The 15689-nt window shown below is 72.7% G+C and carries 17 protein-coding genes; 5 read left to right on the top strand and 12 right to left on the bottom strand.

The annotated features are described in order from the left end of the window. Positions 1 to 16: 16 nt before the first annotated feature. Together IE317_RS17855 and IE317_RS17850 are read right to left on the bottom strand one after the other, a co-directional pair. Positions 17 to 256 (bottom strand): glutaredoxin family protein, encoded by a 240-nt coding sequence (locus IE317_RS17855; protein ID WP_103351881.1) that lies wholly within the window; start codon positions 254 to 256, stop codon positions 17 to 19. Positions 257 to 266: 10 nt separating this feature from the next. After that, positions 267 to 1778 (bottom strand): AMP-binding protein, encoded by a 1512-nt coding sequence (locus IE317_RS17850; RefSeq protein ID WP_191311424.1) that lies wholly within the window; start codon positions 1776 to 1778, stop codon positions 267 to 269. A gap of 317 nt (positions 1779 to 2095) precedes the next feature. On the opposite strand from IE317_RS17850, the gene IE317_RS17845 reads away from it, so the two are divergent. The 5 genes from IE317_RS17845 to IE317_RS17825 all read left to right on the top strand — a co-directional run bounded on the left by IE317_RS17845 (position 2096) and on the right by IE317_RS17825 (position 6862). Next, positions 2096 to 2788 carry a sigma-70 family RNA polymerase sigma factor gene (locus IE317_RS17845; protein ID WP_191311422.1) on the top strand — a complete coding sequence of 231 codons (693 nt, stop codon included), beginning with the start codon at positions 2096 to 2098 and terminating at the stop codon, positions 2786 to 2788. A 115-nt stretch (positions 2789 to 2903) separates the two neighbouring features. Then, entirely contained in the window at positions 2904 to 3980 is a 1077-nt protein-coding gene (locus tag IE317_RS17840) for a DUF5667 domain-containing protein (RefSeq protein WP_191311420.1), read from the top strand. A 74-nt stretch (positions 3981 to 4054) separates the two neighbouring features. Further along, the gene (locus tag IE317_RS17835; protein WP_229902778.1) at positions 4055 to 4942 is read left to right on the top strand and encodes an HAD family hydrolase; all 888 of its coding nucleotides are present in this window, start codon (positions 4055 to 4057) and stop codon (positions 4940 to 4942) included. A 94-nt stretch (positions 4943 to 5036) separates the two neighbouring features. After that, positions 5037 to 5819, top strand: a complete 783-nt coding sequence (locus IE317_RS17830; protein WP_191311418.1) for a maleylpyruvate isomerase family mycothiol-dependent enzyme — start codon at positions 5037 to 5039, stop codon at positions 5817 to 5819. A 134-nt stretch (positions 5820 to 5953) separates the two neighbouring features. Beyond that, entirely contained in the window at positions 5954 to 6862 is a 909-nt protein-coding gene (locus IE317_RS17825) for a CPBP family intramembrane glutamic endopeptidase (RefSeq protein WP_229902777.1), read from the top strand. Here the strand turns inward: IE317_RS17825 and IE317_RS17820 are convergent. The 10 genes from IE317_RS17820 to IE317_RS17775 all read right to left on the bottom strand — a co-directional run. Beyond that, positions 6829 to 7503, bottom strand: coding sequence for a response regulator transcription factor (locus IE317_RS17820; protein ID WP_191311414.1), 675 nt, complete (start codon positions 7501 to 7503; stop codon positions 6829 to 6831). The two genes, IE317_RS17825 and IE317_RS17820, sit on opposite strands and share 34 nt — an antisense overlap. Further along, a complete protein-coding gene (locus IE317_RS17815) occupies positions 7491 to 8723 on the bottom strand; it encodes a sensor histidine kinase (RefSeq protein WP_191311412.1) in 1233 nt (410 codons plus the stop codon). Before IE317_RS17815 ends, IE317_RS17820 begins: the two co-directional genes overlap by 13 nt. A gap of 27 nt (positions 8724 to 8750) precedes the next feature. After that, positions 8751 to 9737, bottom strand: coding sequence for a lysophospholipid acyltransferase family protein (locus IE317_RS17810; RefSeq protein WP_191311410.1), 987 nt, complete (start codon positions 9735 to 9737; stop codon positions 8751 to 8753). A 101-nt stretch (positions 9738 to 9838) separates the two neighbouring features. Next, the gene (locus IE317_RS17805) at positions 9839 to 10882 is read right to left on the bottom strand and encodes an NAD-dependent epimerase/dehydratase family protein (RefSeq protein ID WP_191311408.1); all 1044 of its coding nucleotides are present in this window, start codon (positions 10880 to 10882) and stop codon (positions 9839 to 9841) included. A 254-nt stretch (positions 10883 to 11136) separates the two neighbouring features. Further along, a complete protein-coding gene (locus IE317_RS17800) occupies positions 11137 to 11238 on the bottom strand; it encodes a 30S ribosomal protein bS22 (RefSeq protein WP_007030867.1) in 102 nt (33 codons plus the stop codon). 176 nt (positions 11239 to 11414) lie between these two features. Next, complete coding sequence (locus IE317_RS17795) at positions 11415 to 11630, bottom strand: helix-turn-helix domain-containing protein (protein WP_013222402.1); 216 nt, start codon at positions 11628 to 11630, stop codon at positions 11415 to 11417. A gap of 193 nt (positions 11631 to 11823) precedes the next feature. After that, positions 11824 to 12636: a pyrroline-5-carboxylate reductase gene (gene proC / locus IE317_RS17790; protein WP_191311406.1), complete on the bottom strand. Its 813-nt coding sequence runs from the start codon at positions 12634 to 12636 to the stop codon at positions 11824 to 11826. Positions 12637 to 12804: 168 nt separating this feature from the next. Beyond that, positions 12805 to 13623, bottom strand: coding sequence for a thioesterase family protein (locus tag IE317_RS17785; RefSeq protein ID WP_191311663.1), 819 nt, complete (start codon positions 13621 to 13623; stop codon positions 12805 to 12807). Positions 13624 to 13755: 132 nt separating this feature from the next. Continuing rightward, positions 13756 to 14568 carry a sugar phosphate isomerase/epimerase family protein gene (locus tag IE317_RS17780; RefSeq protein ID WP_191311404.1) on the bottom strand — a complete coding sequence of 271 codons (813 nt, stop codon included), beginning with the start codon at positions 14566 to 14568 and terminating at the stop codon, positions 13756 to 13758. Between the two features lie 34 nt (positions 14569 to 14602). After that, positions 14603 to 15689 (bottom strand): hypothetical protein (locus IE317_RS17775; RefSeq protein WP_229902776.1); only part of this gene is annotated, 1087 nt, incomplete at its 5' end.

Genomic DNA, 15689 nt, shown 5'->3' with positions numbered 1-15689 from the left:
CTGCCTTACGAGCCGGTTACGGCTGCAGAGCTCGCCGCAGCCGGTCCTCTTCGACGCGCCAGTAGCCGTGCTCGGCGCCGTCGACCAGGATCACCGGGACGCGGTCGCCGTACTCGGCCCGCCACTCGGGGTCGGTGTCGACGTCCTCGGCCTTCCACGCGACGCCGAGCTCGCCGCAGATCCGGGCGACCTCGGCCTCCGCGACCTCGCAGAGGTGGCAACCGTCCCGGCCCATCACCGTCACTTCGTGCGCCATGCCGTTCTTCCTACCGCAGCCGCAGGCGGCGCAGCTTCCCGGTGGCCGAATGCGGCAGCGACTCGGCGAACTCGACCGCGTGCGGCACCTTGTACCCGGCCAGGTGGGCCGCGCAGTGGTCGACGACCTGCTGCTCGGACAGCGCCGCCCCGGCCGACGGCACGACGACCGCCTTGACCGCCTCCCCGCTGCGCTCGTCGACCACGCCGACGACCGCGGCTTCGGCCACCTCAGGTAGCTGCCCGATGACCTCCTCGACCTCGCGCGGGAAGACGTTGAAGCCGTTGACGATGATCAGGTCGTTGGCCCGGTCGACCAGGTGCAGGTCGCCGTCGGTGTCGAGGTAGCCGACGTCGCCGGTGCGGAACCAGCCCTCGTCGTCGGGGCCGTGGTCCCCGTCCGGCCAGTAACCGGAGAAGAGGTTGGCGCCGCGGATCGACACCAGCCCGGTCTCGCCCTCGGCCTCGAAGACGTCGTCGACGTCGTCCGGGTCGAGCGGGACGGCCTGGTCGGTGCCGTCGCTGTCCACCAGCCGCAGCTCGATCCCGGGCAGCGGCCGCCCGACCGAGCCGGGCTTCGGGTAGCCGGTGACCAGCGTCGACGTCACCACCGGCGCGCATTCGGTGAGGCCGTAGCCCTCGTAGACGTCGAGGCCGGTGGCTTCGCGGATCGCGGTCAGCACCTTCGGGTGCAGCGGCGCGGCGCCCGAGGTCATCCGCCGCACGGTGGCCAGGCCGCGGCGCAGCTCGTCGGCGCCGAACGCGGCGAACTCGCCGTACATCGTCGGGACGCCGGTGATCGAGGTGACGCGGTGTTCGGCGCAGTCGTCCAGCGTGCGCTGGGCCTCGAAGCGCTCCGAGAGCACCGCGGTCGCACCGGCGGAAACAGCGTGCAGGAGGCCGGGCCCGAGGCCGTAGACGTGGAAGAGCGGGATGGTGATCAGCACCCGGTCGTCGTGCTCGAGCGCGCCCTCGACGCCGCTGATCTGCTCCAGGTTGGCCAGCAGCGCCCGGTGCGACAGCATCACCCCGCGCGGCGGGCCGGTCGTGCCGGACGTGTACGAAATGACCGCGATGTCCTCGCCGGAGCGGCCGGCGTCGGCGAACTCGCCTCCTCCGTCCGGGTCACCCGCGAGCGTGAGACCGGTCACGCCGTCCGGCAGGTCGTCGTTCGCGTCGCGCTGGACGACGACCTTCGCGCCGCTGTGCTCCAGCAGCTTCCCGAGCTCCGGGCCGGGCACCTGCGGCGACAGCGGCACGACCACCGCGCCGGCCCGCAGCGCGCCGAAGAAGGCGACCACGAAGTCGACCGACGTCGGCAGCCGGAGCCCGACCCGGTCGCCCGGCGCGACACCCGCGTCCGCCAGCCGGCGGGCCTGGGCCTGGGCGGCCGCGTCGGCTTCGCGGTAGGTCAGGCCGCGTCCGGTGCCGGTTTCGAGCACGGCCGGGTGCTCCGGCCACGTCGCCGCGGCCCGTGTGAGCAGCCCGCCGACCCCCGGCTGCGTCCCCTCTGGAGCACTCACCCGCGACCTGCCTCTCCTCGCCCGGCGTGAACCGTTGCAAGTCTGTCATCTGAAGCGACGTCATGGGTGCTGACCGCGAGCGTCGCGTCTGCGCAACCCCGGAACCACTACCTACTTAGCGGTAACTACACGTATGCTGCACTGCGTCGCGCCGGTGTCGATGATCACCGCCGCGACCGGAGAGAGGGAGTCGCCGTGAGGAACTTGCCTGCCCACGAGGTCGTGGGGCATGCGAGCCGGCCGGCCCCTGCTCGCCGGGGTGCCGGGGGTTCCGTGGCCCAACGCCGGGCCGAAGCCGCCGCCGGAGGTGCCGCCCGATGACCCTGCCGACCGCCGTGAGCCGCGGGCCCGTCTTCATGTTCGCCGAACGCGTCTTCGGCCGGACGTCGGCCGTGCCGTTGAGCAGGCAGGCGGCCGACGACGAACGCGCCGAGGCGGCCAAGGCGGAAGCCTGGGACCTGGTGCGGGCCGCGCAGGACGGCGACTCCTCCGCCTTCGGCCGGCTCTACGACCGCTACGTCGACGTCGTCTACCGGTACGTGCTGTTCCGGCTCGGGGACCGCGACCTCGCCGAGGACGTCACCAGCGAGACGTTCCTGCGGGCGCTGCGCCGCATCACGTCGGTGAGCTACCAGGGACGTGACGTCGGCGCCTGGTTCGTCACCATCGCCCGCAACCTCGTGCTCGACCACGTCAAGTCGAGCCGGTTCAAGCTCGAAGTGGTCACCGACGAGGTGACCGAGCCCGGTTCGGCGCCCTTCAGCGTGGGCGCGGCCACCCAGGTCGGCCCCGAACAGGAGGCGATCAGCCGCGCCACCCGGGCCGAGCTGCTGCGCTGCGTCGCGGAGCTGGGCGATGACCAGCGCGAATGCATTGTCCTGAGGTTCCTGCAGGGCCTGTCGGTGGCCGAGACGGCCGAGATCATGAACCGCAACGAAGGCGCGATCAAGGCGCTCCAGCACCGCGCCGTGCGCCGATTGGCACAACTTCTGCCCACCGGATTGCGCTGAACCCGCGAACTTTTCCGTTCGTCGGCGGAAACCGGTAACCCTGGCGGCTTCTGGATCGTTACCCCACGCAGACCGGTGTCAGGACCGGCCGAGGCCAGGGATGGAGAGCAGCGCCGTGAGGTTTGCGCGTGAGCGAGCCGAGAGCGAGCGGTTCGCGCGTGCCCTGGAACCGTCGCCGGTACGCCGCGACGACGAGTTCGCCGACGAACTCGCGCTGGTCGGCGCCCTGCGTGACCTGGGCGCGGCCGGGGCGCCGGACCTGGAGACCCGGCAGCGGATCCGCGCGGAGATCGCGGGCCGCCTGGAGACGGCGGCGGCCACCACCCCCCGTCGGAGGTGGCGGCCGCGGACCGCCGACCTGGTGGCCGCCGCGCTGTTCCTCTTCCTCGCCCTCGCGGGCCTGACGCTGGTGCTCTCGCGCACCGCGCTGCCCGGCGACCCGCTGTACAGCGTGAAGCGCGCCGGCGAGTCGACCGCCCTGGGCCTGACGTTCGGTGACCAGGAGAAGGCGCGCAAGCACCTCGAGTTCGCCACCAACCGGATCACCGAGCTCGGCGAGCTGGCGGCCGAAGACGCGAGCGCGGCCGACTACCGGACCGCGTACGACGACTTCGCCACCGACCTGCGGGCCGGCGTCGCCCAGCTGGCCGCCGTGGCGACCAGCGACGGCAGCGGCGCGCAGGCGCTGTCCGACCTCCGGCTGTGGGCGCGCAACCAGGCGGCCAGGCTGGCCGCGCAGCCCCTCCCGGCCGACGCGGCGCCGGTCTTCGGCGACGTCCGGGACCTGCTGGGCAAGGTCCAGGAACGCACGAGCGGCCTGGTCGCGCGGATGAACTGCTACCGGATCACCGCCGGCTCGGCCGACGAGCTCGGTCCGCTCCCCGCCACCGGCGAGTGCACGCAGCGCCCGGCCCCGGCGGCGGGCACCCAGCCGACGTCGGCGTCGTCCTCGGCCGCGCCCCCGCCGTCGGACAGCACGTCGCCGGCCCCGACGGGCACGCAGCTGCCGCCGTCGGACGCCGCGGCGACCCCGGGCATCCCCATGCCGAGCGGCGGGGTCACGCCGCCCCCGGTGTACGGCAGCCCGACGACCACCACCCGGCCGCCCGCGCCGACCACGACGACGTCCCCGCCGCCGCTGATCTCCCTGCCGCCGCTGCTGCCGGGCCTGCCGCCGATCGTCATCGGCTGAGGTCCGGCCCACACCTGCGACGAAGCAGTGGGCGGCTCGCTACGCTGTGCAAAGGAGACGTGGAGGCGGTGTACGTGTCAGCTTGGCGTGGCAAGGACAAGAGTCAGGAGCTCGAACGGCTCGCCGAGCTGGCGGGCGAAGCGTCGGCCGAAGCCGCGCACGCGCTTTCCGAACCCCCGGCCCCGCCCGCGCCCCCGGACCTGACCGCGGCCGCGTTCTTCGACGTCGACAACACGATGATGATGGGCGCGTCGATCTTCTACTTCGCCCGCGGCCTCGCAGCTCGGAAGTTCTTCACGTCGTCGGACCTGGCCGGGTTCGTGTGGGGCCAGATCAAGTTCCGGCTCGGTGGCCGTGAGAACAAAGAGGACATCAAGACCCACCGCGAGCGCGCACTGTCCTTTGTGGCCGGCCGCACGGTGGCCGAGCTGACGTCGATCAGCGAAGAGATCTACGACGAGCTGATGGCGGACAAGATCTGGTCCGGCACGCGCGCGCTGGCCCAGATGCACCTGGACGCGGGCCAGCGCGTCTGGCTGGTGACGGCGACGCCGATCGAGCTGGCGGCGATCATTTCGCGGCGGCTGGGGCTGACGGGCGCACTGGGCACGGTGGCCGAGACCCGCGACGGGGTGTACACCGGCCGCCTGGTGGGCGACCTCCTGCACGGCCGCGCCAAGGCGCACGCGGTGCGGGCGCTGGCCTCCCGCGAGGGCCTGAACCTCAAGCGCTGCACGGCGTACTCGGACTCGGCGAACGACATCCCGATGCTGTCGGTCGTGGGCACCGCGGTGGCGGTCAACCCGGACGGCGGGCTGCGGGACGTGGCCCGGGCGCGGGGCTGGGAAATCCGCGACTTCCGGACGGGCCGCAAGGCCGCGAAGATCGGCGTGCCGTCGGTGCTGGGCGCCGGGGCGCTGGCCGGTGCCGTGGCGGCCGGGATGGCTTACCGCCGCCGCTGAAAACTCTGCCCGACACCGGTCGATTCCCGCCGCGGTCGTTCGACGCTGGGTGAAGGCACCCACACCGGGCGCCCCGAGCGCAGAGGACATCACGATGACCGGCTTGAACGCGGACCGCACCCGGCGCGCGATCGTCGACCACACCCGGCGCTTGGCGGAAGCGGCTGCCGCGGCCGGCCCCGACGCCGCCGTGCCGACGGCTCCGGAGTGGACCGTCACCGACCTGGTGCGGCACCTGGGCCAGACCCAGCACTGGGTCGCGGACATCATCGAGCAGCGCATCACCGACCCCACCCGGCTGCCCACGGAACTGCCGGAGCTCCCCGCCGACCCGCGTGAGTGGCCGGCGTGGCTGGCGGAGTCGGCGAACCGGGTCGCGACCGCGTGTTCCGATGACGCGCTCGACGCGCCGGTGTTCAACGCCGCCGGGGACGAGCGGTCGGGGACGCAGTTCTGGCTGTCCAGCATGCTCAACGAAGCGGTCGTCCACGGGTTCGACGCGGCGGCCGCGGCGGGCCGGCCGCTCGACGTCGAAGCCGACGTCGCGGCCGCGCTCATCACCAACCACCTCAGGATGCTGACCTCGCCGACCTGGGCACTGAAGCGGCCCGACTCCGCACAGGCCCTCCGGGGCACCGGGCAGACCCTGCAGTGGCGGGCCACCGACACCGCCGAGGGCGCGTGGTTCGTCGAGCGGCGCCCCGAGGGGGCGACCTGGCAGCCCGCGGCCCGGCCGGCCGACGTGACGATCATCGGCTCGGCCGCGGCCCTGCTGCGGACGTTGACCAGGCGAAGCCCGCTCGGCAGCGTCGATGTGGACGGCGACGCCGTGCTCGCCCGGCACTGGCTCGACCACACCGCCCACGTCAGCGACTGAGCACCGGCTTCCCCTGGAAAGCCCGCCGGTAGCGCCTGCGCTACCCCCTCTTCGGGTGCGCGCGGGAATGACCGGGCCGACGCCGGCTGATGTGCTTTCCCCATCACGAAACGGCTTCGGCGGAGGGCAGTGCGGTGGCGACCCGAGTGGACATCGAAGAACGGACCGGCGGCGGAGGCGGACTGCGGGACAGTGTCCGCAGACACCCGTTGACGTGGTTCTTCGTTCTGGCCAACCTGCTGAGCTGGGTCGCGTGGACGCCCTACATCCTGTCGGAGAACGGACTGGGCGTCCTGCACTTCCGGTTCCCGGAGCTGCTCGGTACCTCGCAGTTCGCCGGTGTCCTGCCCGGCGCGTACCTCGGCCCGATCGGTTCGGCGTTCCTCGTCACCGCGATCGCCGACGGGCGCATCGGCCTCCGCCGCTGGGCCGGGCGGCTGTTCAAGTGGCGGGTCAGCTGGCTCTGGTACGTGACGGTGGTGCTCAGCGTGCCGGCCGTGCTGACGATCACCACGATGGCGCTGTCCGAGCAGAGCCCCGTGGTTCCCGCCGTGGCCACGCTGGTGGCCTACGTGCCGGGCCTGCTGCTGCAGATGGTCACGACCGGGCTCGCGGAGGAACCCGGCTGGCGCGACTTCGCCCTCCCCCGCCTCCAGCAGCGCTACGGGCCGCTCGGCGGCACGCTGATCCTCGGCCCGCTCTGGGGGATCTGGCACCTGCCCCTGTTCTTCAGCGAGTGGGGCGGCTGGCCGGACGTCACCTGGCTGACGCCGATCGAGTTCGTCGCGACCTGCGTCACCTTCAGCATCATCATGACGTGGGTGTTCAACCGCACCGGCCAGAGCCTGCCGATCGCCATGCTGCTGCACACGAGCGTCAACAACTTCTTCTCGCTCGCCTGGTCGCAGATGTTCCCGTCGCTGTCGCCTCGGGACACGACACACGCGTTCCTGCTCGCCTCGGCCGTGATCGCGCTCGTGCTGCTCGTCGCGACCCGGGGACGGCTGGGCTATCGGCCGGCGGGCCGGGAACCCGCCGCCTGACCCCGCAGGTAGTGCAGCACCGCGGTGACCCGGCGGTCGGCGCGGTCGGCCGGGGAGAGGTCGAGCTTCGCGAAGATGTTGCGGATGTGCTTGTGCACGGCGCCGTCGGTGACGACGAGACGTTCGGCGATCGCGCCGTTGCCCAGGCCTTCGGCCATCAGCGCCAGCACTTCGCGCTCTCGCGTGCTGAGGCGCTCCAGCCGGTTGTCCGGGCGGCCACGCGTCAGCAGCTGGGCGACGACCTCCGGGTCGATGGCGGTGCCGCCGTCCACGACCCGGTGCAGGGCGTCGAGGAACTCCTCGACCCGGCCGACGCGCTCCTTGAGCAGGTACCCCAGCCCGGCCCCGCCGTCGGTGAACAGGTCGGTGGCGAACGCCTGCTCGACGTACGCCGACAGCACGAGCACCGCGAGCCCCGGCTGCCTGCGGCGGGCCTCGACGGCGGCGACGATGCCCTCGTCGGTGTGCGTCGGCGGCATCCGGACGTCCACAATGGCCAGATCCGGCGCGTGTTCGTCCACGGCGGCCAGGAAGTCCTCGGCGTTGGCCACCGCGGCCAGCACGTCGACGCCCTCGGCGCGCAGCAGCATCGCGACCCCCTCGCGCAGCAGCAGGTCGTCCTCGGCGATCACGATCCGCACGGCAGGCTCACCCTCAGGGTTGTCGGTCCGCCGGCCGGACTGGCCAGCGCGAACGTCCCGTCGTGGGCCTCGACGCGGCGCCGGATGCCGGTGAGCCCGGACCCGGCGTCCTCGGCCGCCCCGCCGCGGCCGTCGTCGGTGACCTCCACGTGCACGCGGTCCCGTTCGCGGCGGAGCCGGACCGTCGCGGTGCGCGCCCCGCTGTGCTTGGCGACGTTGGTGAGTGCCTCGGCGACGACGAAGTAGGCGGTCACCTGGACGGAGACCACGGGCCTGCCGGGCAGCTCCGCGTCGATCCGGCAGGTCACCGGGCAGTCGGCGGCCAGCGCGGTGAGCGCGTCGGGCAGGCTGCGTTCGGTCAGCACCGGCGGGAGGATACTGCGCACGACCCCGCGCAGTTCCGCGAGCGCCTGCTCGCCGGCGTCCTGAGCGCGGTCGAGGATCTCCGCGGCGGCGGCCGGATCGCGAGCCAGCGCCCGCTTCGCCGCACCCAGCAGCACGTTCACGGCGACGAGCCGGTTCTGCGTCCCGTCGTGCAGCGACCGTTCGATCCGCCGCAGTTCGACGGCGTGGGCGTCCAGCGCGGCCGCGCGCGTGGCGGTCAGCTCGGCGACGCGCAGCACGAGGTCGGTCCCGCGGGCGGGCGCCAGCAGCCGCCGTCCCGGCCACGCCTGGCCCCGCGCCAGCAGCGGCATGATCAGCACCGAGACGACCAGCGTCGCGACGCCGAACAGGCAGACCCCGAAGGCGTCACCCCAGTCCTTCGCGGTGAAGAACCCCTGGGCCGGAGTGGCGTCGCCGGGCGAGACGAACCACCACCACACCGGGAACGACGCGTCGTGCATGACGTCGACGGCCAGGGTGAGGGCGGTCAGGCTGAGGACCAGCCCGAAGGTGCTGTGGCAGACGAGCCAGCCCAGTTCGCGCCGGACGGCGGCCTGGGCGAGGGCGAGACGCGGTTCCCGTGGCGCGGGTGCCGGGCCGACGACCGCCAGCCGCGCCCGTTCCCGGTCGGCGACCGCCCGCACCAGGCGCAGGGCGGCCGGCACCAGCAGGATGCCGACTCCCGCCAGGCAGAGCACCGCCGTTCCGAGCGCCCACAACGAGGCGGCGACCGCCAGCACGGCGGTGCCCATGCCCGCGACGAGCCGCTCCAGCGCGTCCAGCGCCGCACGAGCGCGGACGACCGGGTGCCACGGACGGGCGTCCTGGGTGGCCATCCCGGAGAGGATAGGGCACCGCGCGGCTCAGCCGCGGAAGACCGACTTCCGCTGGGAAAGCCGCCGGTACAGCGTCTGCTGGATCGACTCGCGCACCTGGTCGGTCAGCTGGAACACCAGCATCGGGTCGTCGACGGCGTCCGGGCCGAAGGAGTCCGTCGCGATCGGCTCGCCGAACTCGATGCTCCACTTCGTCGGCAGCGGGACCGCGCCCAGCAGGCCCAGCATCGGGAAGAACGGCGTCACCGGGAAGTACGGCAGCCCCAGCATCCGGGCCAGCACCTTGATGTCGCCGAGCTTCGGGTAGATCTCCTCGGCGCCGATGACCGACACCGGGATGATCGGGACGCCCGCCCGCAGCGCGGCCGACACGAAGCCGCCGCGGCCGAAGCGCTGCAGCTTGTAGCGGGAGGCGAACGGCTTGCCGACGCCCTTGAAGCCCTCCGGCCACACCCCGACCAGCTCGCCCTTCTGCAGCAGGCGCTCGGCGTCCGCGTGGCAGGCGAGCGTCTGGCCGGACTTGCGGGCGAACGACCCCACCAGCGGTACCTGGAACACCAGGTCGGCGCCGAGGCCGCGCAGGTGACGGCCGCCGGTCTCGTCGTGGACGGCCACCGCCGTCATCAGGGAGTCGAGCGGGATCGTGCCCGAGTGGTTGGACACCAGCAGCGCGCCGCCCGACACCGGGAGGTTCTCGACGCCGTGCGTGTCGACGCGGAACCACTTCTTGTACAGCGCGCGCAGCGGCGGGAGGAACACCGCCTCGGTGAGCTCGGCGTCGAAGCCGAATTCGTCCACCGTGTAGTCGCCGGTCAGCCTGCCGCGGAGGAAGCCGAGCGCCGAACGAGCCGCGTCGGAAAGGGGCTCGGCCGGCTCCGGCCGGCCGACGCCGCCGGGGAAGGCGACGACCGGCGCCTCCTCCTGCTCGCGGAGGTCCCGCTCGGCCGCCACCGCTTCCGGCTTCTCCCGGCCCGGTCCGTGCAGGGGGATGACCTGCGCCTCGGCACCGCCCACCGTTCCCGCCTCGCTTTCGAAGTCGTCGTGCGGTCTGCTGTGACAACCGGAGCTTCGCTCCGGGCCGGGGGCTCCGCCACCCGGACCCCCGAAAAGCCTGCTCACCGGCTCTGCCCCGTCGCGGCGGCGACGAGCACCTTGCCGGCCAGTCCGGCCAGCTTGCCGCCGTCGAGCACCGGACGGAGCCCCCGTCCCACGATGTAGTCGTCGAACGCCTCACGCGTGGTCCACCTCGGGGTGTACCCGAACTCCTGCTTCAGCTTGGCGATGTCGACGACCCGGCCGAAGTTCAGCAGCCGGACCTGGTCGGCGGAGAAGTCCACGACGCGGGCGCCGCGCAGGACCTTGCCGACCGACGGCACCACGCTCCGCGGCATCGGCAGCTCGACCCGGCCGGCTCGCCGGATCGCCTGCGAAAGGGTGAGTACCCCCTCCGCACCGACGTTGAACACGCCGGGCCGGTCGGTCAAGGTCGCCCGTTCCAGCACGGCCAGCGCGTCGGCGGAGTGCAGCAGCTGGATGCGCGCGTCGAAGCCGAAGACCGTCGGCACCACCGGCAGCGCGAAGTAGCGCGCGAGGACGGTGTCGGTCTCGGGGCCGATGATGTTGGCGAAGCGGAACAGCGTCGTGGTGATGTCCGGGCGGCGGCGGACCAGGCCGCGCACGTACCCCTCCATCTCGACGGCGTCCTTCGCGTACCCGCTGGTCGAGGTGGGGATGAGCTCGGAGTCCTCGGTGAACACCGCCTGCGAGCGGGCGCCGGCGCCGTAGACGGCCGCCGTCGACTTCACCACCAGCTTGCGGACCAGCGGCGAGCGCTGGCAGGCGGCGAGCAGCCGCATGGTGCCGATGACGTTGACTTCCTTGATCGCCGTGCGGCGGCCCGGGCCGGCCGGGTGCGCGGTGCAGGACGCGTGCACCACCGTGTCCACCTTGGCCGTGCTGATCACCTTGGCGATCAACGGGTTCCTGATGTCCGCGCGGACGAACTCCGCGTGACCCATGCGCTGCAGGACGGTCTTGTCCGGCGGGACCGTGTCGACACCGATGACCCGCTCGAAGTCGGGGTTGTTGCCCAGCCGGGCGAGGAGTTTCCCGCCCAGTTCCCCGGCGACCCCGGTGACGAGCACGATGTTCGACGGCATGCGACTCCCTGCGGCGTGGGGCATGTGGGGGTGGACGGTCACCCGAGGCGCGCGAACCTGCACTCAGTGGAAGCATCGCGCGGACGCCCTTGAGATGTTACCGCTCTTCAGTGGTAGCTCCGGGCTGTCTCACGTGCTATTGACGCCGATTTCCCCGGAAAGCGACGAACGCCTCACTCGAACGGGCGGACCTGCCCACCACATGGACGTGGCCCGTCCAGAGACTGGACGGGCCACGGTGACGCTCAGCAGGCTTACTTGCCGGCCTTACGACGCTGGACGCGCGTACGGCGAAGCAGCTTGCGGTGCTTCTTCTTCGACATGCGCTTGCGGCGCTTCTTGATCACAGAGCCCATGGGCGCTCCTTAGGTCGACGTCGGTCACGCTGCCCGGCGCAGCGTCCAACGGGTGGAGCGCACAGGCACGAGCGGTTTTCCAGGTTACCCGTCACCCCGGGCGGGGCGGTCGGCGGGCCGGTCGCGGGCACGTCGCAACGTTGCGCGCCGCTGGCCACGGCGTGCCCGGCGGCCGGTCAGCCCACGTCGTAGTAGGCACCCTGGAGGTACTCGTGCACTGCTTTTTCCGGCACCCGGAAGGACTTCCCGACCCTGACGGCGGGCAGCTCACCCGAGTGCACGAGACGGTAGACGGTCATCTTGGAGACCCGCATCAGCGTGGCCACCTCGGCGACCGTCAGGAACTGGACCTGCCCGACGGCGGGCAAATCCTCCTTTTTGTTCGGCGACATGTTTACCGCGTCCTTCGACACGTGTCGCGCCACGAGGCTTCCCCACCTGTGGTATCGACACGCACGTGCTCTATCGAGAGTAGCGGGACTGGTGGGACTAATGCGACGCCTGTCACCGAGATGGGCCCCTACCTGCGCTAACGCACAAGCACCCGCGCGTGCAAGATCCGGGCAATCGCCCTTTCCGGCGAAATCAGTCCTCGTCGTGCGCCTTGCCGAGCTCCACGGACCGGTCCTTCGCGGCCTCGATGGCGGCGAGCAGCGCGGCGCGGACACCGTGCTTCTCGAGCTCGCGGATGGCGTTGATGGTCGTCCCGGCCGGGGACGTCACGGCCTCGCGCAGCAGCACGGGGTGCTCGTCGGATTCGGCGAGCATCTTCGCCGCGCCGACGGCCGACTGGATGATCAGCTGCCCGGCCAGCGCGCGCGGCAGGCCCAGCAGGATCCCGGCGTCGATCATGGCCTCGACCAGGTAGAAGAAGTACGCGGGCCCGGACCCGGACAGCGCGGTGACGGCGTCCTGCTGGGCCTCGGGCACCTCGACGACCTGCCCGACGTGCGAGAGCAGGTCCCGCACCACGGCGAGGTGCTCGGCGGTCGCGTACCGCCCGGCGGAGATGGCGCTCATGGCCTCGTTGACCAGCATCGGCGTGTTCGGCATGACCCGCACGACCGGGACGCCCTCGGCGAGCCGCCGTTCGTAGAGCGAGGTGGGCAGCCCGGCGCAGAGCGAGACCACGAGCGACGACGGCCCGAGCAGCGGCGCGAGTTCGTCGAGAACGGGCTCGATGTCCTGCGGTTTCACCGCGACGACCAGGATGTCGGCCCGCTTGGCGGCCTCCTCGACCTCGACGCCGCGGATGCCGTAGCGGCCGGTCAGCTCGTCGACGCGCGCCGGGTACCGCTCGGTGAAGAGGAGGTCGCCGGCGTCGTGGCCGCCGTGGAGCAGCCCCGAGAGCAACGCCTCACCGATCTTGCCCGCACCCAGCACCGCGATGACCGTCATGGGGCAAGCGTGCCAAACCCGCCCGGTCGCCCCGGTGCCGGGTCGAGGCCCGCGCTCAACCGCCCGGGGCCGGGGCCACGCCGTGCCGCCTCCCCCCTCACGCGTGATGCCCCTCCAGTCACGCGTGAGGCCCCTCCAGTCACGCGTGAGGCCCCTCCGGGCACACCGTCAGCCGCCCGGCGCCGGGGCCAGGCCCAGCTGCCGGGCCTGGCACACCAGCCGGCCCTGGGCGTCGACCACCGTGGCGTCCGAGTCGAACCACGACTCGTGTACCGACCTGGACTCCACCACCACCCGCAGCCAGCCCGGCGCCGGGCGCGTCCGCAGCAACGCCGTCAGCTGGACCGTCGGCGCCCAGCCGATGCGGCCGAGGTTCATCACCACCGGCGGGTTCACGTCGGAGGCCAGCAGCGAAAAGTACGGGTCCACCAGGCTGTGCCGGGGCCGGACCCACAGCCGCATCCGGGGCGGCTCACCGGTGCGCCCGGTCAGGTAGCCCGCGGTCGCCGGATCGAGCCGGACCTCGCATCCCTTGGCCAGGTTGAACGGCCCTTCGGTGGTCTCGGCCATCGCCAGCGCCCCGGGCGGGGGCTCGGCGGGCATCGACGGCACGTCGGTCCACTCCGGGCGCCGCATCGGGAGCCGTCCCGTCGTCACCCTGGCTTCCACGCAGCTGCGGCCGCGCTGCTCCAGGCGGACCTCGACCACCGTGGCGCGGCGGCCGACCTTGCGGACGTCCGTGCGCAGCAGCACCGGGCCGAGCGCGGGCGCGTGCAGGAACTCCGCACTGACGACCAGCGGCTCCGCGTGCGGCTCACCGCGCTCGTGCAGGGCGGCGATGGCCGCCCGGGCCAGCAGGGCGAGCAGGAAACCCCCGTGCGGGTGCGAGCCGATGGCCCATTCCGCACGCAGCACCGCGGTGAAGGTGCCGTCCCCCAGCGACCGCGCCGCACTCGCCGTGTCGAAGGACACGGCGGTGCCGTCCATTCCGCTCACGAACGGTCCGCGCCATTTCGGGAATCCGGGTAGGTGACGAGCAACGAGAGCGACGGGTTCACGGTCCGAACTTTACGGGTTCGACCGGCGGAAATGCACTCGGGAGTAGCGAGGCGCGGCGCGTTATTGCCCGAGGTGGAACCGCGCGAACAACAGCGCCTCCGCCAGATCGCGGACCCGCTGCGCCGCGGTGACGGCGTGCCGGGTGTTGATCTCCAGCACGATCTGGCCGGTGAAACCGTTGCTGACCAGCTTCTCGAGCAGTTCGGCGCAGGGCTGGCCACCGCGCCCGGGTACCAGGTGTTCGTCCTTCGGGAGGCCGGTGCCGTCGGCCAGGTGGACGTGCGAGAGGCCGTCGCCCATCCGCTGCGCCAGCGCCAGCGCGTCCATCTCGGCTGCCGCTGTGTGGGACAGGTCGAGCGTGTAGTGCCGGAACCCGACGTCCGTCGGATCGATCGACGGCCGGAACGCGGAGACGCGCGAATTCTTCGAACCACCGGGCGGCCGGACCTTGAACATGTTTTCGACGGCGATTTCGACGCCGCTCGACTCCTCCAGTTCGTCGACCAGATCGCCGAACGCGTCCCCGTACCGGCGCTGCCAGCGGAACGGCGGGTGTACCACCACCGTGCGCGCGCCGAGCTCGAGCGCGGCGTCGACCGACATCCGCAGCCGCACGGCCGGGTCCGGCGACCAGATCCGCTGGGTGATCAGCAGCGACGGCGAGTGCACCGACAGCACGGGCACGCCGGTGCGCCGCGACCAGCGCCGCAGCGCGGAGACGTCCTGGCTGACCGGGTCGGCCCAGACCATCACCTCGACGCCGTCGTAGCCGAGCTCGGCGGCCAGCTCGAAGGCCGTCCCGGCCTTGAGGGGCCACACGGACGCCGTGCTGAGTCCGACGGGGACCGGCTGCTCGTCTGTCACGCGCGCCATCCTGCCTGCGCGCGTCGCGATGGGCGCCGGGGGGTCAGCGGCCGACGAGCAGCAGCGCCGCCGGTGAGACCGTCACCACCAGGCCCACCAGCACGGCCAGCACCGTCGTCTGCAGGTCTTCGGCGCGGCGGATCTTCCGCACGATCCACACCAGCGCGACGACGACCAGCAGCGCGGCGATCAGCGCGGCGGCCGGGATGTTCACCCAGAGCCAGTTGAAGCCGAGCCAGACGGCGGCCCCGCCGACGACACCCATCGCCAGCTGGCCGGCCAGGGCCAGCCACTGCTTGCCGGGCGAAGCCGCGGGCTCCGGCTCCGCGACCGGCTCGGGCGCGTCGTCGTACTCGTCGTCTTCGTAGCCTTCGCCCTGCTCGTAGCCGTAGTCGTCCTGCTCGAAGTCCGGGCCGTCCGCCGGGTAGTCGTCGGCGAACTCACGCTCGTAGGGCGCCAGGTCGTCCGGGATCGGCGCCCGCGAGGCCCGGTCGCCGGGCGCGAACGGCATCGGCGGCGGGTACGCGCCGGTCGGCGGCCCCGCGTCGTAGGCGGCCTGGTAGCCGCTGCCCTCCGGGGCGAAGCCGTCGGGCTCGTCGAAGTCGTCCTCGGGGTAGCCGTCGTCCGGGGCGTCGGTGGGCACCGCCGGCATGACGCCGATCTCGGTGTCCTCCATCTGCTCCTTCTGCCGCCGCTTGCGCCAGTTCGCCAGGCCCGCGGGCGAGGAGGGCTCCGGCGGCTCGGGCTTCTTGCCCTTCGGCGGCACCGGCGGGGCGGGCGGCTCGTCGTCGGGGACCGCCGAGAACTGCTCGGTGTGGTCCTCGCGCTTCGGCTCCGGACGGCGGGACGGCGCCCGGCGCGGACGGCCGGGGGCCGCGGGCGGCGCCGCGAACGTGCCGCCGGCCATCGGGGGCGGCGGAACGTCGATGTCGGCGTCCGGGGTGCCGTTGAGGCCGTCGAGCCGGGCCGACAGCGGGCCACCGGGCGCGGGCGGGGTCGGCAGCTGCTGCGACGGCTGGGGCGGCACCGGCACCTGCTGGGACGGCTGCGGCGGGCCGGGACGGCGGCGGACCGGCGCGACGGCGCGGGTTTCCTCGGCCGACGGCGGGATCGGCAGCTGCTGCGACGGC

The organism is Amycolatopsis bullii, assembly GCF_014654205.1.
In the GTDB taxonomy this organism is placed as follows: Bacteria; Actinomycetota; Actinomycetes; order Mycobacteriales; family Pseudonocardiaceae; genus Amycolatopsis; species Amycolatopsis plumensis.
The sequence above is the reverse complement of the archived record's forward strand: the minus strand, read 5'-3'. Positions and strand labels throughout refer to the sequence as shown.